Here is a 22,135-nt window from a genome sequence, read left to right as displayed (position 1 = left end):
AGTACGAATGCGCTTACGCTTTCCGTGTTTCCTTTATCTCAGTCAAAGTGCTCCAGTCCATACGCAGCTAAACGGGCGCCTACGCTTTTCTTATTACCTGATACCTTTCATGTAGCCCTGAATTTTCGGAGCTAACATTAATAGGATAATACCTAGTACGATGGATGCTCCACCAATCACACCAAAATAGGTCATTTCAGTTTCAGGTGTGTAGAATTTAACAACTTGTGCATTAAGTGCTTGTGCAGCAGCACTTGCTAAGAACCATAAGCTCATCGTCTGTGCAGAGAAGGCTGCAGGAGCTAATTTAGTAGTCGCTGACAAACCAACAGGTGACATGCATAATTCTCCAAATACAACAATTAGATAACTAAGAACAAGCCACATTGGACTCACCAATGAATCCGTACCGCCAAAATAAGCAGGTATAAGAATAACTAGGAATGACAAACCAGCAAATAATAATGATAATGAGAACTTTTGAGGTACTGATGGCTGACGCTTTCCTAATTTAACCCACAACCAAGCAAATACAGGAGCAAATATAATAATAAATAACGGGTTTAAAGATTGAAACCACGCTGGCTTAATTTCAATTCCAGCAAAATGTAATTGTGTACGAGTATCAGCATAGCTTGCAAGGATGGTTGAACCTTGCTCTTGAATTGCCCAGAACATAACCGCTGCAATAAATAACGGGATATAAGCAATAATCCTTGAACGTTCTACAGCTGTTGTTTTTGGACTACGGTACATCACAACGAAATAAATCGTCGGAATTAAAATACCAAGAAAAGTAACAATATTTATAAAGCTAGCAAATGTTAAAAGTCCGTTTGGTATTAATACTGCACATAAAACAGCAAGAATAATTACAGCTAATCCAATAAAAGTGAGGACCTTTTTCTTTTCTGCAGGTGACATTGGATTGGCAATCATCGTTCCTGCAAGACCTAGATTTTTTTTCTTTGTAAGTCTGAACACGATTAATCCTAAGAACATACCAACAGCGGCAATTCCAAAACCTAAGTGGAAGTTACCAACCGATCCAACTATTAATGGGGATAAAAATGCTCCCAAGTTGATACTCATATAGTAAATAGTGAAACCTGCATCACGACGTTCGTCCTTTTCGCTGTACAATTCACCTACTGCGGAAGAAACATTTGGTTTAAGCATTCCAGTACCTAGGACAATCAATACCATGGAAACAAAGAACATAGAAACACTGCCAGGAATAGCTAGAGCTATATGTCCAAACATAATCAAGATTCCGCCGTAAAACACGGCTTTTGAAGAACCGAAGACCCGGTCAGCAAGCCAGCCGCCAATTATTCCAGACATATAAACAAGTGATCCATAGATGGACATGATAGAAAGTGCGAGATTTTTATCAATGCCCAATCCACCTTTAGAAACTTCATAATACATATAGAATACAAGGATGGCTCTCATTCCATAGTAAGAGAAACGCTCCCAGAATTCAGTGAAGAAAAGGGTCGATAGTCCTTTAGGATGTCCGAAAAATCCTGTTTGAGGCACACTATCCACAATTTTCTGTCTATTTATGTTTGACATGTTACAACCTCCCTTTTATTATATTATAATACTTTCTGTTGTTTTGAATTGTCAAAAACTTTTTTTGGAAAATAAGTTATGAAAGGGTTATAAACATTGATAATACTGAATTTCAGTTTAATAAAGGGAGAAAAGAAAGTTTTTTTAAAATAGTAAATGATTTCAGATAAGAGGGACTTTTCGCTCTAATAGACCTTAATTGGGTGCCTGACACCACAGATGGACATTTGTCCATCTGTGGTGTCAGGCACCTTTTTTCCGAAAATTAGGCATAATAGTGATTGACATTGACGTTGCGTAAAGGTGTATCGTTAGTTTATAAGGGGGTGAACGAATGGAGTATACAGTGCAGAAGCTTGGAAGTCTAGCTGGTGTTAGTACTAGAACACTTAGGTATTATGATGAAATTGGAATTCTTAAGCCAGCTAGAATTAATTCGTCAGGATACCGAATCTATGGTCAAGCGGAGGTGGACCGTCTTCAACAAATCTTATTTTACAGGGAATTAGGGATCAGTTTAGAAAGTATAAAAGAAATTGTAACGGCTCCAAACTTTGATGGCGCTGCAGCACTTAAAGAACATCGTGATAAACTCCTTGAGAAAAAGGAACAGTTGGAATTATTAATTGCGAATGTAGATAAAACGATCGCAGTAACAGAAGGGAGAATGAAAATGTCAAATCAAGAAAAGTTCGAGGGTTTTAAGAAAAAAATGATTGACGAAAATGAGAAGAAATACGGGAAAGAAATTCGAGAAAAGTATGGAGATGAAACCATTAATAAGTCAAACGCCAAACTTCAAAATATGACACAAGAACAGCATGATGAGGTAACAGCACTAGCTGAAAAATTGACACAAACGTTAGCAGATGCTTTTAAAACAGGGGATCCAGCCGGAGAAAAGGCACAAACAGCCGCTGACCTCCATAAGCAATGGTTATGCTACTATTGGAATGAATATAGTAAGGAAGCCCATGCAGGTCTGGCACAAATGTATGTGGATGATGAAAGATTCACCGCCTATTATGATAAACAACAGCCAGGGACCGCCGAGTTTTTAAGGGATGCCATTCACATTTATACGGGTATGAAAAAATAACTTTTTACAATAGAAACAGGAGAGTAATCTATGGGTGCAAAAGTAGAGTATAAAAAAACATATAAGCATATTTACCTTCCAAAAACCACACCAGTAATAATCGATGTACCAATGATGCCTTTTTTTATGATCAGCGGCACAGGTGACCCAAACGGTGATGAATTTGCCTTAGAAACCGAAGCATTATACAGTCTTAGTTATGCAGTAAAAATGTCCTACAAAAGTAAGGAAGTGCCGGAAGGATATTATGAGTATACTGTTTTTCCGCTTGAAGGTATTTGGGATTTGATCGATAAGTCTAAGCCGGTACAAGACAAGAGTAATTACAAATATACGATTATGATTCGCCAACCGGATTTTTTAACCAGCAATCTATTTGCAAAGTTCGTGGAACAAACGAAAAAGAAGAAGCCTAATCCGTACCTTGAGAAAGTGCTATTTGGCGAAATGTCTGATGGACTTTCCTGCCAAGTCATGCATATCGGTCCGTACAATAATGAACAAGAAAGTTTCGCCAAGATGGAGTCCTTCTGCGAAGAAAGTGGATATATTCGAACGTGTAAAACCCACCGTGAAATCTATCTATCTGACCCGCGCAAGACAGAAATGCACAAACTAAAAACTGTATTGAGATTCCCTGTAAGACAGCGATAGTCTTACAGGGTTTTTTTATTACTTTTTATCCTTTTTTATTATTTTAATATCTAAAGAAAAAATTTGGTGTATAACATAAAAAAATGCCTTAGTGCATTAACGCGACTATGTGCTACTGGGGTATTTTGAACTTTTTTCACGTAATTGACAAAAATGGATAGTACCACTAAAGTAATATATGTCATAATTATTTTAAAATTTATTATATTGTTATATTTCTGATTAGAAAGAATACATAAAAACAATCAATGTACAGGTAGGTGTAAATGTGGAAAAGGATCCTATTCTTCGAATAAAAGACTTAAAGGTGTCTTTTCAATCAGGGAAAAAACTAGTGCCGGCAGTTGATGGCATCAGTTTCGAATTAAAGGATGGAGAAATTTTAGGGATTGTAGGTGAATCAGGGAGTGGTAAAAGTGTCACCTCTTTAGCGGCCATGGGTTTGATTCCTTCTCCACCAGGAAAAATCGAGAATGGTGAGATCATTTTTGAAGGAAAAGACCTGAAAAATATCTCCGAAAAAGAGTGGAGAAAAATCCGCGGTAATCAAATTTCAATGATATTTCAAGAGCCAATGACATCATTAAATCCGCTGTTTACTATTGGCAATCAATTAATAGAAGCGATTCGATTACATACAGACCTATCAAAGCGAGAAGCAATTGTACGTAGTATTGAATTATTAAAACTGGTTGGTATTCCAAGAGCAGAAGGAATCCTTAAAGAGCATCCACATCAACTATCGGGTGGTATGCGGCAACGGGTAATGATTGCGATGGCCATGGCATGCAATCCTAGAGTGTTGATTGCAGACGAACCAACAACCGCACTTGACGTAACAATTCAAGCACAGATCCTTGCCTTAATGAAGGACTTAAATAAAAAGACAAATACAACAATCATTCTGATTACCCATGATTTAGGTGTCGTTGCAGAAATTTGTGAACGCGTAATTGTCATGTATTCTGGGCAAATCGTGGAGCAGGGGGATGTTAGAACGATACTCAAAAATCCTCAGCATCCTTATACAAAGGGCCTATTAAAATCCGTCCCTGATTTAAGAGGGAAAAAGGAGCGGCTTTATAGTATTCCCGGCACTGTCCCTACACCAGGATCGATCCAAAAGGGCTGTCGGTTCGCGGCTAGATGTTCAGAGGCATTCGGTCAATGCCAGGAAGAAACGCCAGATTTATATAAAACGGAAAAAGACGAACATGAAGTGCGCTGTTTCCTACAAACATTGAAGAAGGGGAGTGACAACTATGTCAGAGTTACTTCTTGAAGTAAATGGATTAAAAAAGTACTTTCCGATTACAGGCGGCCTTTTTGGGAGCAAACAAGGAGAAGTCAAAGCGGTTGATGATGTATCCTTTTACGTTAGAAAAGGAGAAACATTGGGCATCGTTGGTGAAAGCGGTTGCGGTAAATCGACCACAGGCCGTCTGCTCATGCGTTTGATTGAAGCAAGTGAGGGTAGGATTGTTTTTGAAGATCAAGAGATTACTAGTATGTCAAAATCTGAATTAAGAAAAACTCGACGAGATATCCAAATGGTATTCCAAGACCCTTATGCATCGCTTAATCCAAGACATTCGATCGAACAGATTCTTGAAGAGCCGCTTATTGTTCATGGAATAGGTACAAAAGAGGAACGTAAAAAGCAAGTGAGAGATATGCTTGAGGTAGTTGGCTTAAGCAGTTACCACGCCAAAAGATATCCCCACCAATTTAGCGGCGGTCAGCGTCAAAGAATTGGAATTGCAAAAGCGTTAATGACCAAACCAAAACTAATTATCGCCGATGAGCCTGTTTCAGCACTGGACGTATCCATTCAGGCTCAGGTTCTTAACCTGATGAAGGACATACAAAAGGAATTTCAGCTTACTTACATATTTATTGCTCATGATTTAGGAGTTGTACGCCATATTAGTGATCGTGTTGGCGTTATGTATTTAGGAAGATTAATAGAGTTAGCTGAAAGTGAAGATCTATATGAAAATCCGAGGCATCCATATACAAAAGCGCTGCTATCGGCTGTGCCAATACCTGATCCAGATATAAAGAGGGAAACGATTTTAATCGAAGGAGAACTTCCAAGTCCTGCGAATCCTCCCTCAGGTTGTGCCTTCCATACACGATGCTCTCAGGTGATGGATATTTGTAAAAAGACTAGACCTGCGGAACAAAATCTAAACGGTCATTTTGTCGCATGTCACTTATATAACAAGTGATTTGCAGCATTTATGATAAAAAAGCAAAAATATAAGGGGGCAACAAAACTTATGAAGAAGAGATCTTTTAAACTGCTGTTAATCTCTCTATTAGCCATCAGTATGTTTCTAGTTGGCTGTAACAGCAAAACCAATGAAGAAACGGGAGGCAAGAAAGATCCTGCCACTGGAAGTGGATCGAAAAAAGATACACTAGTTTATGGTCGTGGTGGAGATTCTACATCTCTAGATCCGATCACAACCACTGAAGGTGAAGCATTCAAAGTAACAGAAAACATTTATGAAACATTGATTCAATATGGTGATCAAGATACTACTATTAATCCAGGACTTGCTGAATCGTGGAAAGTGACACCAGATGGCTTAACTTACACATTCAAGCTTCGTCAGGGAGTTAAATTCCATGACGGTACTGATTTTAATGCAGACGCGGTCGTTTTTAACTTTGATCGCTGGATGAATGGTAATGCTGATAGCTTCCCATATTACACCATGTTTGGTGGATTTAAAGGGGAAAAAGGACACGTAATTAAAGAAGTTAAAGCTGTTGATCCAAATACAGTACAATTTGTATTATTTAGACCACAGGCACCGTTTCTTAAGAACCTAGCCATGTCTCCGTTTGGAATTGCAAGCCCTGCGGCTGTTAAAAAATACGGTGATAAGTTTAGACAAAATCCGGTAGGAACAGGTCCATTTAAATTCGTAGAGTGGAAAGAAAACGATACAATCACACTTGAAAAGAACCCTGACTACTGGCAAAAAGGTTTGCCTAAGTTAAACAAAGTTATTTTCCGCGTGATTCCTGAAAATACTGCACGTTTGAACGCTCTAGCAAATGGCGAGATTGATGTGATGGATGGACTAAACAATTCAGATGAGGCGACTGTTAAAGCAAATGCCAATCTCCAAGTGATTGAACGTCCATCAATGAACGTTGGCTATATTGGTTTAACAACCACTCGTAAACCATTTGATAATAAACTCGTTCGTCAAGCGATTAACTACGCTGTCGATAAAAAATCAATCATCGATGCGTTTTATGGTGGGAAAGCCCTTGCAGCGGTCAACCCAATGCCTCCTTCCATCGAAGGTTATAATAAGGCAGTTGAGCCGTATCCATATGATTTAGAGAAAGCAAAGCAATTGTTAAAAGAAGCTGGATACGAAAAAGGATTTGAAATTGACCTATGGGCAATGCCTGTTGCTCGCCCATATATGCCTGAAGCACAAAAAGTTGCTGAAGTTATTCAAGAGAGCTTAAGCAAAATCAATGTCAAAGCCAAAATCCAATCTGTGGACTGGGCTACTTACTTAGATAAAGCAGCAAAAGGTGAATTTGATATGTTCATGCTTGGCTGGACAGGCGACAATGGTGACCCTGATAACTTCTTGTACACATTGCTTGATAAAGACAGTATTGGAAGTAATAACTATTCCCAGTACAGCAATGACAAATTACATGACGTCTTAATTAAGGCACAAACAGAAATTGATCAAGCAAAGCGTAATGCACTTTATGAGGAAGCACAAGTAATCATTCATGATGATGCCCCTTGGGTTCCACTTGTACATTCTACACCTTTGTTAGCAGCAGGGAAAGATGTGGCAAATTATTTACCGCACCCAACTGGTTCTGAAGCACTAACAAAAGTTGAATTTAAATAATAGGCTGAGTTTAAGGTCACCTTTGATTTTTTAGCACAGTTGATTGGAGCGGAAGGCNNAGACTCCTGCGGGAGGACGGGGCCGGGGAGACCCCACAGGCGCTTAGCGCCGAGGAGGCTCCCCGAACCGCCCGCGCCTAGAGCAGAAATCAACAGACAAGTTGAACAGACCCAAATAATAATGGCTGAAAGGGGAGGGAGCATAGCCTCCCCTTTTATTAACTAAACACATTCAATATTTTTGTAGAAAAATTGTTTAGCTAAAGCATCTAACCAGGCGCTTACGCTTTTCAGTGAGGTGAAAAATTTGTTTACTTATACAGTCCGCCGTGTGTTTTCTTTAATACCTGTTTTAATTGGGATGACTCTAGTGGTTTTTGCCATCATCCATGCTATTCCAGGAAATCCCGCTCAGGTAATTCTTGGGCAAAGAGCAACTGCAGAATCAATTGCCACGTTAACAAAGGAATTAGGGTTGAACAGACCTTGGTACATACAATACGCCGATTATATTAATTCTTTACTTCATGGGGATTTAGGCATTTCACTCAGGACAAGGGGTCCAATTAACGAAGAAATATGGTCCTATTTAGCAGCAACCGCTGAACTAACCGTAGTGGCAATGCTAATTGCCATCATTGTAGGGGTAAATGCAGGAATTGTCAGTGCTTGGTTCTCCAAATCATGGTTTGATTATGTTGCGATGGTTCTTGCACTGATTGGGGTGTCATTGCCGATTTTTTGGCTTGGTTTAATGGAGCAATGGGTATTTTCAATTGAATTGGGCTGGCTTCCAACGACAGGAAGAGAGAATGTTAGAGATCCCGTTGCAGCAATTACTAATTTTTATTTAATAGATACCCTCTTACAAGGAAGATTTGATCAATTTATAACGGTCATTAAGCATTTGGTGTTACCTAGCATTGCACTCGCAACGATTCCAATGGCGATTATTGCTCGAATGACCCGCGCAACCATGCTGGAAGTGATGAAGTCAGATTATGTCCGTACCGCAAGAGCAAAGGGACTGAGCATGTTCTGGGTCGTTTATAAACATTCCTTAAAAAATGCCGTTATCCCTGTTCTAACTATCATCGGGTTGCAAACCGGTCTTTTACTTGGAGGAGCTATATTGACGGAAACGATCTTTGGCTGGCCAGGAATCGGGAGATATCTATATGATGCGATCGGCTATCGAGATTATCCTGTTATCCAGTCAGGGATATTAATTATTGCGGCAATTTTTGTACTCATTAATTTAATTGTGGATCTATTATATGTTTTTGTTGATCCACGAATTAAATATACCAAGTAGAGGAGGGGGATCTTAAAGTGGCGGAACTTGCAAAAAAACCGGCAAATATGGCAACGGTAATTGTTGAAGAAAAGCTGACACCTCCCTGGAAGGAAGCATGGATTTCATTTTATAAAAACCGATTAGCAGTTGTTGGTTTAGGAATTGTTGTCTTTTTTATTATCATTGCTATAATCGCTCCTATTATTGCTCCATATAGCTTTAAAGATCAAGTGTTGGCAGATCGAATGCTCCCACCTTCAAGTGAGCATTGGTTTGGGACAGACGACTTTGGCCGAGATATTTTTTCTCGTATTGTTTATGGTGCAAGAATATCATTGTGGGTTGGCTTTTTCTCAGTTTTAGGCTCAGTTGTGGCAGGGACATTACTAGGAATTGTCGCTGGATATTACGGCCGCTGGGTAGATGCGATTATCTCACGTATTTTTGATATTATGCTAGCTTTTCCAAGTATTCTATTGGCGATTGCGGTTGTTTCTATTTTGGGGCCATCTCTGCAAAATGCTTTGATTGCGATTGCGGTTATTAATATACCGAACTTTGGACGACTTGTTCGCTCCAAAGTATTAAGTGTTAAACAGGAAGAATATATTATGGCTGCCCGTGCCGTCGGAATGAAAGATTCACGTATTCTTCTCCGTCATATATTACCTAATAGTATATCACCAGTAATCGTTCAAGCTACATTAGCGATTGCCACAGCAATTATTGAGGCAGCAGCCCTTGGTTTCCTTGGAATGGGTGCACAAGCACCGACACCAGAGTGGGGGAAAATGCTTGCCGATTCAAAAAATTATATCACTCAGGCACCATGGACGTTATTCTTCCCAGGGGTCGCTATAATGCTGACCGTGCTCGGATTTAACTTAATGGGAGATGGGCTGAGGGACATCCTAGATCCGAAAATGAAACAATAGATGTAGAGACTCCTGTGTGGGTCTCTTTCTTTTGGTGTCAGGCACCATTAACTTGATTAATTAATAATTGTCTAAAATCTCAATATAGCATTATAATTATTCTTAATAATTTGTTTTTACCAATTGGGGGTTCGGGGTATTATGGGGAACAGAAATAAGAGTATTGTTTTTATTGGGTTTATGGGGGTTGGAAAAACTACTATCGGCAAGATGGTTGCTAATAAACTAAATCGTGATTTTATTGATGTAGATGAACAAATTGAAAAAGAATATAACATGCCAGTTTCTCAAATTTTCTCTGAATTTGGTGAGAAAGTTTTTAGAGAAAGAGAAAAAAGTTTAATTGCAAGTCTAGCGTCCCAGCAACAACAAAAGGTTATTTCTGTCGGCGGCGGTGCCTTCCTACAAGAAGAAATTAGAAAGACTTGTTTAGAATCTTGTATTGTTATTCTGCTAGATTTATCATTGGAGGGCTGGAAAGATAGATTAGGCCTGATTATAGACAGCCGACCTGTTTTAAAAGGAAAGTCAATTGAGGAAATGGAAGATCTTTTTTACAAAAGACAAGATATTTATGTTAACCATCATTTGAAGATTTCAACTGATAGCAAGGATGCAAAAGAAATTGCTGACCAAATTATTGACGAATTAAATTCAATCTAGGGAAAAATAGGTATCAAAACTTATGTAGAATGGGACAAGGAGTGAGAACAAATGACTAAAACAGTAACGGTTAGAGGTCTCGTCATTGGGGAAGGAATGCCAAAAGTTTGTGTCCCGTTGATGGGAGAAACACTTGTACAATTAAAGGAAGAAGCCGAATTTCTAAAAACAATTGACTTAGATGTAGTGGAGTGGCGGGTTGACTTTTTTGACCAAGTAGAAGATTTTGAGCAGGTGAAAAAGGCTCTTGCTGAAATTCGCACGATCCTGCCTACTACACCACTTATCTTTACCTTTCGAAGTCATAAAGAAGGCGGCAATAAGGAAATAACCACTTCTTTTTATTTTGAATTAAACAAGACGGTCGCAGAAACAGGTCTGGTGGATATCATTGATGTTGAGTTATTTAATGATGAAAATGAAGTCAAAACAATAATTGAAAAGGCACATGCAAAAAATGTTTTTGTTATTGTCTCTAACCATGATTTTCATAAGACGCCAACAAAAGAGGAAATTATCTCGCGGTTACGGAAAGCACAAGAGTTTGGAGGCGATATACCAAAAATTGCTGTAATGCCAAATAGTCCAGCCGATGTGCTAACCCTCTTAGATGCAACAAATACAATGAACGAACAGTTTGCGGATAGTCCATTCATTACCATGTCTATGGCAGGTAAAGGGGTCATAAGTCGATTAGCTGGCGAAGTATTTGGGTCTGCTGTTACTTTTGGGGCAGCAAAAAAAGCCTCAGCACCCGGACAGGTAAATGTGAAAGAGTTGCGAAGTGTATTAAACTTGTTGCATGAAAGTCTATAAATATCCGAAAAGCACTCAGAGGAGTGCTTTTTCTATTTTTGTAAGGAGACGGGCACGAATAAGCACCAATCGTTACCAGTGACTTCTATTTTTTAATAGCAGGTCCACTGTTTTTCTTATACATAAAGATGCATAAAAATGGAATAATATCACACAACATAATGTAAGCGTTTTCATTAAAAAGAAGCAAAATAACTAATTAAAACTGAAAATTAAGGTATCTATCTATTGAATATTTATATATAACTATGTATAATAATTCATTATGAAAGACACTTAGGAGTTGGGTAAATTGAAAGCTGCAATTATCGGTGGTACTGGTTACGGTTCGATTGAACTTATTCGCTTAATTCAAAAGCATCCTCATTTGAAAATTGGTTCTGTTGTTTCTAACTCCCAAGCGGGCGCTAGGTTTAGTGATATTTATCCCCACTTATCTGACATTGTTGATCAACCTCTTGAATCCTTTGATGCAGATGCTTTAGGGGAAAATAATGATATTGTGTTTTTGGCGACGCCCTCCAGTGTGAGTAGTAATCTTGTTCCGTCACTTTTAAATAGCGGGGTTAAATGTATAGATTTATCCGGTGATTTTCGATTAAGGTCTACTGAAGAATATGAATCTTGGTATAAACATAAACCTGCCGATGAGAAATATCTACAACTAGCAAGCTACGGATTAAGTGAAATATATGCAGAAAAAATTAAAACAGCTAACTTAATAGCCAATCCGGGCTGCTATCCGACTGCGACTACACTCGGTCTTATTCCAATATTAAAAACAAATTTGGCTGATGAAACGTCGATTATCATTGATGCAAAATCTGGTGTTTCTGGAGCTGGAAGAGGACTTTCCTTAACAGCCCATTACTCGGAAATCAATGAAAACTTAAAAGCTTATAAACTAGGAGCACATCAGCATATTCCGGAAATTGAGCAAGTACTTTCAGATGAGAGTGGAAGTCCAATAACGGTTACATTTACAACCCATCTTGTTCCAATGACAAGGGGAATCATGTGCACGATGTACGTGAATCTAACAGAAGAAATTTCATCAAAAAAAATTATAGATTTATATAAACAATTTTATCAAGATTCTCATTTTATAAGGGTACGTCCAGAAGGGAATATACCTTCAACAAAAGAGGTTGCTGGAAGTAATTTTTGTGATATCGGGCTGCATGTTGACGAAAGAACAAACCGCCTGACCATCATTTCAGTTATCGATAATTTAGTTAAAGGGGCTGCCGGGCAGGCCATCCAAAATGTGAATTTGATGAATGGCTGGGATGAGCGAACAGGGCTTACAGACATTCCAATGTATCCATAAGTAAAACTACTACCTTTTATGTATAGAACGAAGGGAAATTTGAAGGGGGAAATTAAATTGACACAAGCTACATCAACAAACGAAATCGTAATTATAGAAGAAGGTAGTGTGACCTTACCTAAAGGATACAAAGCAGGCGGCATGCACTGTGGAATAAAAAGAAAGAGACTTGATCTGGGATATATCGTTTCAGAAGTTCCTGCAACAACTGCAGGGGTGTATACAACCAACATCTTTCAAGCAGCTCCATTGTTAGTTACCCAAGAAAGTATCGCAAAAGAAAATATGATTCAAGCAATTATCGTAAACTCAGGGAATGCCAATGCCTGTACAGGAGAGCAAGGTTTACTTGATGCGTTCGCTATGCAAAAGGGCTTTGCAAGCGAACTGGGAATACAAGACCATCTCGTAGCGGTTACTTCAACGGGAGTGATCGGGGAACTACTGCCGATGGATAAAGTAAATGCAGGGATAAAACAAATCCTAAATAAAGATAATGAAAATGAAAATAATTTTATGGATGCTATCCTAACAACTGACACTTGTATCAAACATATAGCAGTGCAAATGAAAATCGATGGAAAAACAGTTTCCATTGGCGGTACCTCAAAGGGTTCTGGAATGATTCACCCTAACATGGCTACCATGCTTGGATTTGTAACATCAGATGCAAACATTGCCCAAGAAGACCTGCTTGGAGCATTGAGAGATATAACTAATCAAACTTTCAATATGATTACGGTTGATGGTGATACTAGTACGAACGATATGGTTTTAGTTATGGCAAATGGCTTGGCTGATAATAAACCACTAACTAAAGATCACCCTGAATGGAATATTTTTAAACAAGGGTTAAAAATCGTTTGTGAGTCACTTGCTAAAAAAATTGCAAGAGATGGTGAAGGTGCTACAAAACTAGTAGAAGTTCAAGTAAATGGTGCTTACAGTCAAAACGCAGCAAGTGCAGTCGGTAAAGCGATTATTTCATCAAACCTAGTTAAAACTGCAATTTATGGAACGGATCCAAACTGGGGAAGAATTGTTACTGCAATTGGCTACAGCGGTGTACCGGTTGAACCAAATGCAATTAAGGTGAATATCGGACCTTTCACTGTGTTCGAAAATGGTCTGCCAAGCACGTTTGTAGAAGAAGAAGTAAAGGAATACTTAGAGTCGGAAAATGTTAAATTAAGTGTTGAATTAAATCAAGGTAAATATAGCGCTACAGCCTGGGGATGCGATTTAACTTATGATTATGTGAAAATCAACGCATCTTACCGCACGTAAGGGAGGACAAGAAAATGAAATATATAGTCATCAAGTGCGGCGGAAGTGTGTTAGATAATCTCCCAAGATCCTTTTATGAAGATGTTGTAAAAATGCATCAAGCTGGTAAGTGGACACCTATCATTGTCCACGGTGGCGGGCCACTTATCACTTCGTTATTAAAAAACTTAAATGTCGAAACTACATTTGTGAATGGTTTAAGAGTGACTAATCATGAGGTGTTAGATGTCGTCGAAATGGTATTAAGCGGCTCAGTCAACAAACAAGTTGTAAGAAATATTGTGGAAGTTGGCGGAGAAGCACTAGGCGTGAGCGGTGTTGATGGCAGTTTGTTAAAAGCAGAGCCAACATCTGATTCAAAGAATTTAGGTTTTGTAGGGGACGTAATCGAAGTAAATCACAATGTAATAGATACAATCGTAAAACAAGGATATATCCCAGTCATTTCACCCATCGGAATAGATGCTAGCGGACAGCGATACAACATTAATGGAGATATAGCAGCAAGTGCGATTGCCAAAGCTTTGGAAGCAAATCTTTGTTTTATCAGTGATATTCCAGGGATTTTAATTGAAGAAAATGGAATGAAGACGAAACTAGATAAAGCTTCCAAATCTATAATTGAAACGTTAATCGATAATAAAACAATTTATGGTGGGATGCTTCCGAAGGTAAAAGCCGCTATTGACGGTCTTGTTCATAACATACCTGAGGTTGGTATTATCAATGGATTTGAGAAAAATAGCTTGATAGATTATATGGATGGAAAAAAAGTCGGCACAAAAATTGTCTTAGAAGAGGGGATCGCGTAATGTCAATCAATAATTCAATCTCCCTAGCCTCGCCAGTGATGGCAACATACAGTCGATTCCCTGTTACTGTCGTTAAAGGGAAGGGAAGCTATGTTTGGGATGAAAAGGGTACTCAGTATTTAGATTTCACTTCCGGTATAGCGACCTGTAACCTTGGGCATGTGCCTGATGTCGTAAAAGAAGCACTTGAGGAGCAATTACAGAATCTTTGGCACTGTTCAAACCTCTATAACATACCGAATCAGCAGCAATTGGCAGCGATTCTTACTGACAATAGCTGCGGTGACCAAGTTTTCTTTTGTAACAGTGGGGCGGAAGCAAATGAGGCAGCGATCAAGTTAGCTAGAAGGTATGCCAACAAAGTGAAGGGAAAGGAATCACCTGAAATAGTAACGTTTCAGCAATCCTTTCATGGTAGAACGCTAGCCACCTTATCGGCCACAGGACAAGAAAAAATTCAGCAAGGATTTTTGCCGTTAGTATCCGGGTTTAATTATCTTCCTTTTAATGATGAAGAAGCACTTGAACTGCTCTATACACTCGAGCCTGCAGCCGTTCTCCTTGAGCTTGTTCAAGGAGAAGGTGGAGTCATCCCAGCGAACCAAGAATGGGTTAGTAAACTTGCGAAAATTTGCCAAGAAAGAGAAATCCTCCTAATGGTGGACGAAATCCAGACAGGGATCGGTAGAACAGGCACACTGTTTGCATATGAACAATACGGCATAGAGCCCGATGTCATTAGCATTGCAAAGGGACTTGGCTCAGGTTTTCCAATTGGAGCAATGATCGCAAAAGAAGAAGCCGCTAAAGGATTTGACCCAGGAAGCCACGGCAGTACTTTTGGAGGAAATCCATTAGCAACAGCAGCAGGACTCGCGACTGTTACACATATTACTGAAAGTAATTTATTAAATAACGCCAACGAAATTTCAGGGTACTTAGATAAAAAGTTACAAGAACTGAAGGAAAAGTACTCTTTTATAAAAGATATCCGCGGCCTCGGCCTATTAAAGGGATTGGTCGTCGAAACGAATGCTTTAGGAATTGTTCAAAAGGCAATCGAAAACCATCTTCTTATCTTAACAGCCGGACCAAATGTAGTGAGAATTTTACCTCCGTTAACAGTAACAAAGGAAGAAATAAATGAATTTATTAAAGCATTGGAAATAACTTTCCAAGGTATTGAGAAAGGCGAGTGAGTATGTTGCAGAATGGATATCTTACTTTGGAAACGGGAGAAGTATTTGAGGGGGTACTAATTGGTGCCGAAAAAGAGTCTCTAGGAGAAGTGGTTTTTAATACAAGTATGACTGGGTATCAAGAGATTATCACCGATCCATCATACGCAGGACAAATCATTACCTTCTGTTATCCCATTATCGGTAATTATGGGGTTAACGCAATCGATGATGAGAGCATCACACCAGCATTATCAGGGGTGATTATCGGTGATTTATGTGAAACACCGAGCCATTATCAATCCGTAAATAAATTCTCTGAAAAACTAAAGCAGGCAGGAGTTCCTGGGATTGCAGGAATTGATACGCGTCTTTTAGTAAAAACCATTCGCAGCCGTGGGACAGTAAAAGGGTATTTAAGCCAGTCCAAGAATGGCGAAATATCAGCACCAGAAAAATCTTCATTTTGGGTGGAGAAAGTATCAACTAAAAAAATACAATATTTCAAAAACCAAGGGCCGCATGTGGTGATCATGGATTATGGATTTAAAAAGTCGATTCTCAACGCCCTGCTAGATGAAAACTGTGCGGTAACAATCGTCCCATACAATACTCCTTATGAAAAAATAAAGGCCTTGAACCCAGATGGTGTCCTGTTCAGTAATGGACCTGGGGACCCAATGGAATTAAAAAAATGGTTTCCAGAAATAAAAAAAATAAGTCAGAACTATCCTACACTGGGCATTTGTCTTGGGCATCAATTAATCGCCCTTGCCTATGGGGCTAAAACAAAAAAACTAGCCTATGGGCATCGCGGTGGTAATCATCCAGTGAAGGAACTTACGACTGGAAAAGTGAAAATCACAGCACAAAATCATGGCTATGTTGTCGTTGACGAAAGTATTGACAACAAGGAATTCGATGTCACCTACCGAAACGTAAATGACCGTTCGATTGAGGGGCTAATGCATAAGAACCATCAGATACAAACCGTGCAATTTCATCCTGAAGCCCATCCAGGACCAAGTGATACAGAATATATTTTAAAAAATTTCGTAACTCAGATAGCTTCTATGGGAGAGACTGTTTATGCCATTAAATAAAAGTTTAAAAAAGGTACTAGTGATTGGATCAGGTCCAATTGTTATTGGGCAGGCTGCAGAATTTGATTATGCAGGTACACAGGCATGTATAGCCTTGAAAGAAGAAGGAATTGAAGTTGTTTTAATTAATAATAACCCGGCCACCATCATGACAGATGAAGCCGTTGCCGATAAGGTATATATTGAACCGCTTAACGTTGAAACCATTGAAAAAATCATCAAGAAAGAAAAACCTGATGGTATTATTGGTACATTAGGCGGCCAAACGGGTCTGAATTTAACTGTGCAGCTTTACGAACAAAATATTTTAGAAAAATACAATGTTGAATTATTAGGAACATCTGTTGAGTCTATCAAAAATGGTGAGGACAGAGAGAAGTTCCGTAACTTGATGCTTAAAATTGGTGAACCAATTCCAGAGTCCGCGATTATTCACAGCTTTGAGGAAGGCGTGTCCTTTGTAAAGGAAATTGGATTTCCAGTCATCATTCGCCCTGCGTATACACTTGGAGGGGATGGAGGCGGCTTTGCTTATAATGATGAAGAACTGGAAACTGTTCTGAAAAAAGGCCTAGCGGCAAGTCCAATTCAGCAGGTGTTGGTAGAAAGAAGTATCAAAGGCTGGAAAGAAATTGAGTATGAAGTCATGAGAGACGACAATGACACCTGCATTATCGTTTGTAATATGGAGAATATGGATCCAGTCGGTGTTCATACAGGGGATTCTATTGTCGTTGCTCCGTCGCAAACATTAACAGATGTCCAATATCAAATGCTTCGTGATTCTTCTATAAAAGTTATTAAAGAATTAAAGATTATCGGTGGTTGTAACATCCAGTTTGCTCTTCATCCGGAATCGAATCAGTATTACATTATCGAAGTAAATCCAAGGGTGAGCCGTTCTTCGGCGCTTGCATCTAAAGCGACTGGTTATCCAATTGCCAGGATGGCTGCGAAGTGTGCGATTGGGTATCATTTGGATGAGATTGTGAATCCGATAACAGGTAATACCTTTGCATCATTTGAGCCAGCGATTGATTATATTGTGGTAAAACTACCTCGCTTTCCTTTTGACAAATTCCCTGAAGCGGACCGGACATTAGGAACGCAAATGAAGGCAACTGGGGAAGTAATGGCGATTGATCGGACATTTGAAGGTGCCTTAAACAAAGCCATTCGCTCGATGGAAATGAATGTTTATGGACTTTGCCTCGAAGGAAATAAATTAATTGATGAAAAGAACTTGCTTGAACTTCTTAACCAGGCAAATGATCAGCGATTATTCATCATTGCAGAATCGCTTAGAAGAGGGATCTCACTTCAAAAAGTTCGACAGTTGACCGAGATTGATCCATGGTTTTTACACAAAATTAGCTCAATCGTTACGTTAGAAACGGAATTAGCTGCATATAATTGGAGCGATGTTCCAGTTTCCTTGCTTAAGGTAGCAAAGCGAAATAATATTTCCGATAAGCTCTTATCTCAAATATTTGCTATTCCTGAAAAGCAGGTAAGAAGCAAATGGAAAGAACTCAACTGGAAACCTGGTTATAAAATGGTTGATACCTGTTCAGCAGAATTTGATGCTGTTACACCTTACTATTATTCAACCTGGCACGGGTTTGATGAAGTTGAAGTGACGAGCAAGAAAAAGATTCTTGTTATTGGCTCTGGCCCAATTCGAATCGGCCAAGGGATTGAATTTGATTACTGCTCGGTACACGCGGCAAAAGCGATCAAGAAAAAGGGCTACGAAGCGGTTGTTATCAATAACAACCCTGAGACTGTTAGTACCGATTATTCGATTGCAGACTGCCTTTATTTTGAACCACTTGCAGCAGAGGATGTACTTCATGTCATCGAAAAAGAACAGGTGGAAGGTGTATTGATACAGTTCGGTGGGCAAACAGCCATTAATTTAGCCCATGATTTAGAAGAAGAAGGGATCAAAATTTTAGGTACTACGGTGAAAAATGTTGATCGCCTAGAAGATCGTAAAGAATTTTATCAGCTGCTTGAAGACTTAAACATTCCGCATATAGAGGGTCAAACAGTTTCGCATTCTGACGAATTAATAGAAGCAGCCACTAAACTGGGTTATCCAGTCCTTGTGCGCCCATCCTATGTCATTGGCGGCCAATCAATGTTTACAATTTTTTCAGAAGCGGAATTGAGCCAGTATATACTGCAACTGGAGAAAAATTCGCAGGCAACGATGTGGCCATTATTAGTAGATAAATACTTACCTGGATTAGAGTGCGAGATTGATGTCATATGTGATGGGGAAAATATCCTCGTCCCAGGTATCTTTGAACATATAGAAAAAGCTGGGGTCCATTCAGGGGATAGCATCTCGGTGTTCCCGCCGATATCACTGTCAGAGAAAATTAAAGAAACGTTAATTGATTATGCCGAAAAAATTGCAAATTCAGCACCAGTTATTGGAATCATGAACATTCAATTTGTTATCTATGAAGGCCAGGTTAATGTGCTTGAAGTCAATCCGCGTTCTTCTAGAACAGTGCCAATCATGAGTAAGGTCACAGGAATTCCGATGATTGAATGGGCGACACGCGTTCAATTAGGAGAGACCCTCTCAGATCTATGTTCAACAAAGGGACTAATGGATGAGCCATCCTATTTTTCAGTAAAAACACCTGTTTTTTCATCAAGTAAGCTAAAAGGTGTTGACCATGTGCTAGGACCAGAAATGAAATCAACTGGTGAAGCGCTTGGCATGGGAGTAACCTATCAAGAGGCACTTGAAAAGTCTATTCCTGCTCTTGGCGGGCAACAAGATGAAAATTATATTTTCTGTTCCATTTCTGATCGAGATAAGCAAGCATCTCTTCCTATCATTCAAGAACTTGTAATAAAACAATACAAGATTGTTGCTACAGAGGGGACTGCTTCATATTTCCAAAACCATGGAATTGATGTTGAAAAAGTGATTAAGGAAGATGCAGAAGTCATTGAACTTTTCCGAAATCAGTCCATGAAGGCTGTCATTAATATACCGAATCAAGGACGAAATAAAATTAAATTTGGTTTCCAGATTCGCGAACATGCGGTTCGCTACAAGGTACCAGTATTTACACACTTAGATACAATTGAAGCGATTATCGGCCTGGAAAAAGGATCTCAATCCGATTCTGAGGTTCGATCTATGAATGAATATTACAAGTTGGAAGAGAGAGGTGCCGTTCATGGGTGAGGCCATTAAATTAAATGAAATTAGTAATATAAATAAGCCGAAACTTAAAGGAAAGGGCTTTTTACAGCTTTCCGATTTTAGTACAGATGAAATCTTCTATCTTCTAAACGAGGCGATAGAGATGAAAAAGCTCCAAAAACAAGGAAAACCGCATCCGTATTTAAGCGGGAAGGTTTTAGGGATGATTTTTGAAAAATCATCCACCCGTACAAGGGTATCATTTGAGGTAGGGATGTTGCAGTTAGGCGGTCATGCAATATTCTTAAGTTCAAAGGATATCCAGCTTGGAAGAGGAGAAAGTATTTCTGATACCGCAAAAGTGTTGTCGCGCTATGTGGACGGATTAATGATTCGAACGTTTTCACACGATTCAGTCGAAGAATTAGCTGAGCATGCAACAGTACCAGTTATTAATGGTTTAACTGACCTGCAGCACCCTACCCAAGTGTTAGCAGACCTTTTAACGATTCTTGAGTATAAAGGGAAACTGTCCGGCTTAAAGATGTGCTATATTGGGGACGGCAATAACAATATGGCTCATTCTTTAATGGAAGGCGCGATGAAGGTTGGAATGGATATTAGCATTGCCAGTCCCCCAGGATATTTGCCTGATGGAAAAATAACAGAAAAGGCAATTAAAGTTGGAAAACAAACTGGATGTAAGCTCGTGATTACAAATGATCCGCTAGAAGCTGTTAAAGATGCAGATGTCATCGTAACAGATGTCTGGACCAGTATGGGGCAGGAAGAAGAAACTTCAAAAAGACTCGAGGCGTTCCATGGATTTCAAGTAAATAATGAACTTTGTAAGAATGCAAAGGAGGACTATATCTTTTTGCATTGCTTGCCTGCTCATCGAGGCGAAGAAGTAACAGCAGAGGTAATCGATGGTCCTCATTCAGTGGTTTTTGATGAAGCGGAGAACCGTCTTCATGCCCAGAAAGCAATTTTAAAACTTTTACTAGCATAATAGTTTCCTTTTCTATGAGATTTGTTGTATAATAATTCTATTGGTTGAATAAAAATACACATAAGGTAAGAGGAGAATAATAACAATGACAAAAGAAAAAATTATTTTAGCCTACTCAGGCGGTTTAGATACATCAGTTTCAGTAAAATGGATTCAAGAAAAATATGGCTACGATGTAATTGCATTAGGTCTAGATGTCGGTGAAGGAAAAGACTTAGAAGCCATCAAAAATAAGGCACTGAATGTCGGAGCCATTAAAGCATATATGATCGATGCTAAAGAATTATTAGCAAAGGAATATATTTTACCAGCATTAAAAGCTAATTGCTTATATGAAGGAAAATATCCATTATCTTCAGCTTTATCTAGACCGCTTATTTCAAAACTATTAGTAGAGGTAGCTGAACAAGAAGGGGCTACTGCTGTTGCTCATGGCTGCACAGGTAAAGGAAATGACCAAGTACGTTTTGAAGTTTCCATCCAAGCATTGAACCCAAGTTTAAAAGTTGTTGCCCCTGTTCGTGAATGGGGAATGACACGTGACGAAGAAATCAAATATGCTGAGGAGAACGGAATTCCAATCCCAGTCGATTTAGATAATCCATTTTCAATTGATGCCAATATCTGGGGACGTGCTTGTGAGGCCGGAGTTCTAGAGGATCCATGGGCTGAGGCGCCAGAAGCAGCCTTTGATTGGACGAATCCAATAGAACTTACACCAGATGCAGCGGAGTATGTTGAAATTGAATTTGAACAGGGGGTACCTGTTGCCCTTAACGGTGAGAAACTCCCACTTGTTCAATTAATTGAAACCTTAAATGAGCTTGGCGGCAAGCATGGTGTTGGCCGTATTGATCATATTGAAAATAGATTAGTAGGAATTAAATCTCGTGAAGTGTACGAAAATCCTGCTGCGCTAATTTTAATCAATGCCCATAAAGAATTAGAGTTTTTAACTCTAACTCGTGAGGTTACACAATTTAAGACACAGGTTGAACAGCAAATGGCGAAGATCATTTATGAAGGACTTTGGTATTCTCCGATAAAACCAGCACTTGATGCATTTATTAATGAAACTCAAAAGAACGTTTCTGGAACAATTCGTGTCAAGCTTCATAAAGGTAATCATACGGTTGTGGGCAGAAAGTCTCCTTACAGCTTATATAACGAGGAACTAGCAACGTATTCAAAAGGTGATGCGTTTGATCATAATGCCGCAGTAGGATTTATTAAGATTTGGGGTCTGCCAACAAAGGTCTATTCAGAAGTGAATAAAAAGGAATCAATTTTAAAATAATTCG

Annotated in this window: 18 protein-coding genes; 17 read left to right on the top strand and 1 reads right to left on the bottom strand. The window is 39.1% G+C overall.

All coding sequences use genetic code 11. From position 1 onward, the window contains the following. Positions 1-93: 93 nt before the first annotated feature. The gene (locus COE25_RS00265) at positions 94-1,578 is read right to left on the bottom strand and encodes a peptide MFS transporter (RefSeq protein ID WP_088085834.1); all 1,485 of its coding nucleotides are present in this window, start codon (positions 1,576-1,578) and stop codon (positions 94-96) included. A gap of 334 nt (positions 1,579-1,912) precedes the next feature. Between COE25_RS00265 and COE25_RS00260 the strand changes: the two genes are divergently transcribed. From COE25_RS00260 to COE25_RS00180, 17 genes are all read left to right on the top strand, one after another. Further along, positions 1,913-2,677, top strand: a complete 765-nt coding sequence (locus COE25_RS00260) for a MerR family transcriptional regulator (RefSeq protein WP_098929991.1) — start codon at positions 1,913-1,915, stop codon at positions 2,675-2,677. A gap of 30 nt (positions 2,678-2,707) precedes the next feature. Further along, the gene (locus tag COE25_RS00255; RefSeq protein WP_098929988.1) at positions 2,708-3,331 is read left to right on the top strand and encodes a GyrI-like domain-containing protein; all 624 of its coding nucleotides are present in this window, start codon (positions 2,708-2,710) and stop codon (positions 3,329-3,331) included. Between the two features lie 268 nt (positions 3,332-3,599). Then, positions 3,600-4,613, top strand: a complete 1,014-nt coding sequence (locus COE25_RS00250) for an ABC transporter ATP-binding protein (RefSeq protein ID WP_098929986.1) — start codon at positions 3,600-3,602, stop codon at positions 4,611-4,613. After that, entirely contained in the window at positions 4,594-5,562 is a 969-nt protein-coding gene (locus COE25_RS00245) for an ABC transporter ATP-binding protein (protein ID WP_088085838.1), read from the top strand. Before COE25_RS00250 ends, COE25_RS00245 begins: the two co-directional genes overlap by 20 nt. Positions 5,563-5,613: 51 nt before the next feature. After that, positions 5,614-7,230 carry an ABC transporter substrate-binding protein gene (locus tag COE25_RS00240; protein ID WP_088085839.1) on the top strand — a complete coding sequence of 539 codons (1,617 nt, stop codon included), beginning with the start codon at positions 5,614-5,616 and terminating at the stop codon, positions 7,228-7,230. A gap of 306 nt (positions 7,231-7,536) precedes the next feature. Then, positions 7,537-8,544 carry an ABC transporter permease gene (locus COE25_RS00235; RefSeq protein WP_088085840.1) on the top strand — a complete coding sequence of 336 codons (1,008 nt, stop codon included), beginning with the start codon at positions 7,537-7,539 and terminating at the stop codon, positions 8,542-8,544. Positions 8,545-8,561: 17 nt separating this feature from the next. Continuing rightward, a complete protein-coding gene (nikC, locus tag COE25_RS00230) occupies positions 8,562-9,461 on the top strand; it encodes a nickel transporter permease (protein ID WP_098929984.1) in 900 nt (299 codons plus the stop codon). 141 nt (positions 9,462-9,602) lie between these two features. Then, positions 9,603-10,124, top strand: a complete 522-nt coding sequence (locus COE25_RS00225; RefSeq protein ID WP_098929982.1) for a shikimate kinase — start codon at positions 9,603-9,605, stop codon at positions 10,122-10,124. A 51-nt stretch (positions 10,125-10,175) separates the two neighbouring features. Next, positions 10,176-10,940, top strand: coding sequence for a type I 3-dehydroquinate dehydratase (aroD, locus tag COE25_RS00220; protein ID WP_098929980.1), 765 nt, complete (start codon positions 10,176-10,178; stop codon positions 10,938-10,940). 292 nt (positions 10,941-11,232) lie between these two features. Next, positions 11,233-12,270, top strand: a complete 1,038-nt coding sequence (gene argC / locus COE25_RS00215; RefSeq protein ID WP_098929978.1) for an N-acetyl-gamma-glutamyl-phosphate reductase — start codon at positions 11,233-11,235, stop codon at positions 12,268-12,270. Between the two features lie 18 nt (positions 12,271-12,288). After that, positions 12,289-13,557, top strand: coding sequence for a bifunctional glutamate N-acetyltransferase/amino-acid acetyltransferase ArgJ (gene argJ / locus COE25_RS00210; protein ID WP_098929976.1), 1,269 nt, complete (start codon positions 12,289-12,291; stop codon positions 13,555-13,557). 14 nt (positions 13,558-13,571) lie between these two features. Next, on the top strand, positions 13,572-14,369 hold the full coding sequence (argB, locus tag COE25_RS00205; protein WP_098929974.1) for an acetylglutamate kinase: 798 nt from the start codon (positions 13,572-13,574) through the stop codon (positions 14,367-14,369). Then, the gene (locus COE25_RS00200; RefSeq protein ID WP_098929972.1) at positions 14,369-15,568 is read left to right on the top strand and encodes an acetylornithine transaminase; all 1,200 of its coding nucleotides are present in this window, start codon (positions 14,369-14,371) and stop codon (positions 15,566-15,568) included. The genes argB and COE25_RS00200 overlap by 1 nt, the downstream gene beginning before the upstream one ends. Positions 15,569-15,573: 5 nt before the next feature. Next, positions 15,574-16,650: a carbamoyl phosphate synthase small subunit gene (locus tag COE25_RS00195; RefSeq protein ID WP_098930545.1), complete on the top strand. Its 1,077-nt coding sequence runs from the start codon at positions 15,574-15,576 to the stop codon at positions 16,648-16,650. Further along, the gene (gene carB / locus COE25_RS00190) at positions 16,637-19,864 is read left to right on the top strand and encodes a carbamoyl-phosphate synthase (glutamine-hydrolyzing) large subunit (RefSeq protein WP_098929970.1); all 3,228 of its coding nucleotides are present in this window, start codon (positions 16,637-16,639) and stop codon (positions 19,862-19,864) included. The genes COE25_RS00195 and carB overlap by 14 nt, the downstream gene beginning before the upstream one ends. After that, complete coding sequence (argF, locus tag COE25_RS00185; RefSeq protein WP_088085849.1) at positions 19,857-20,834, top strand: ornithine carbamoyltransferase; 978 nt, start codon at positions 19,857-19,859, stop codon at positions 20,832-20,834. Before carB ends, argF begins: the two co-directional genes overlap by 8 nt. Positions 20,835-20,919: 85 nt before the next feature. Beyond that, positions 20,920-22,131, top strand: a complete 1,212-nt coding sequence (locus COE25_RS00180) for an argininosuccinate synthase (RefSeq protein ID WP_088085850.1) — start codon at positions 20,920-20,922, stop codon at positions 22,129-22,131. Positions 22,132-22,135: the final 4 nt, after the last annotated feature.

This window comes from Bacillus sp. AFS031507 (assembly GCF_002584635.1).
GTDB lineage: Bacteria > Bacillota > Bacilli > Bacillales > Cytobacillaceae > Neobacillus.
This window is presented reverse-complemented; position numbering and strand designations above follow the sequence as displayed.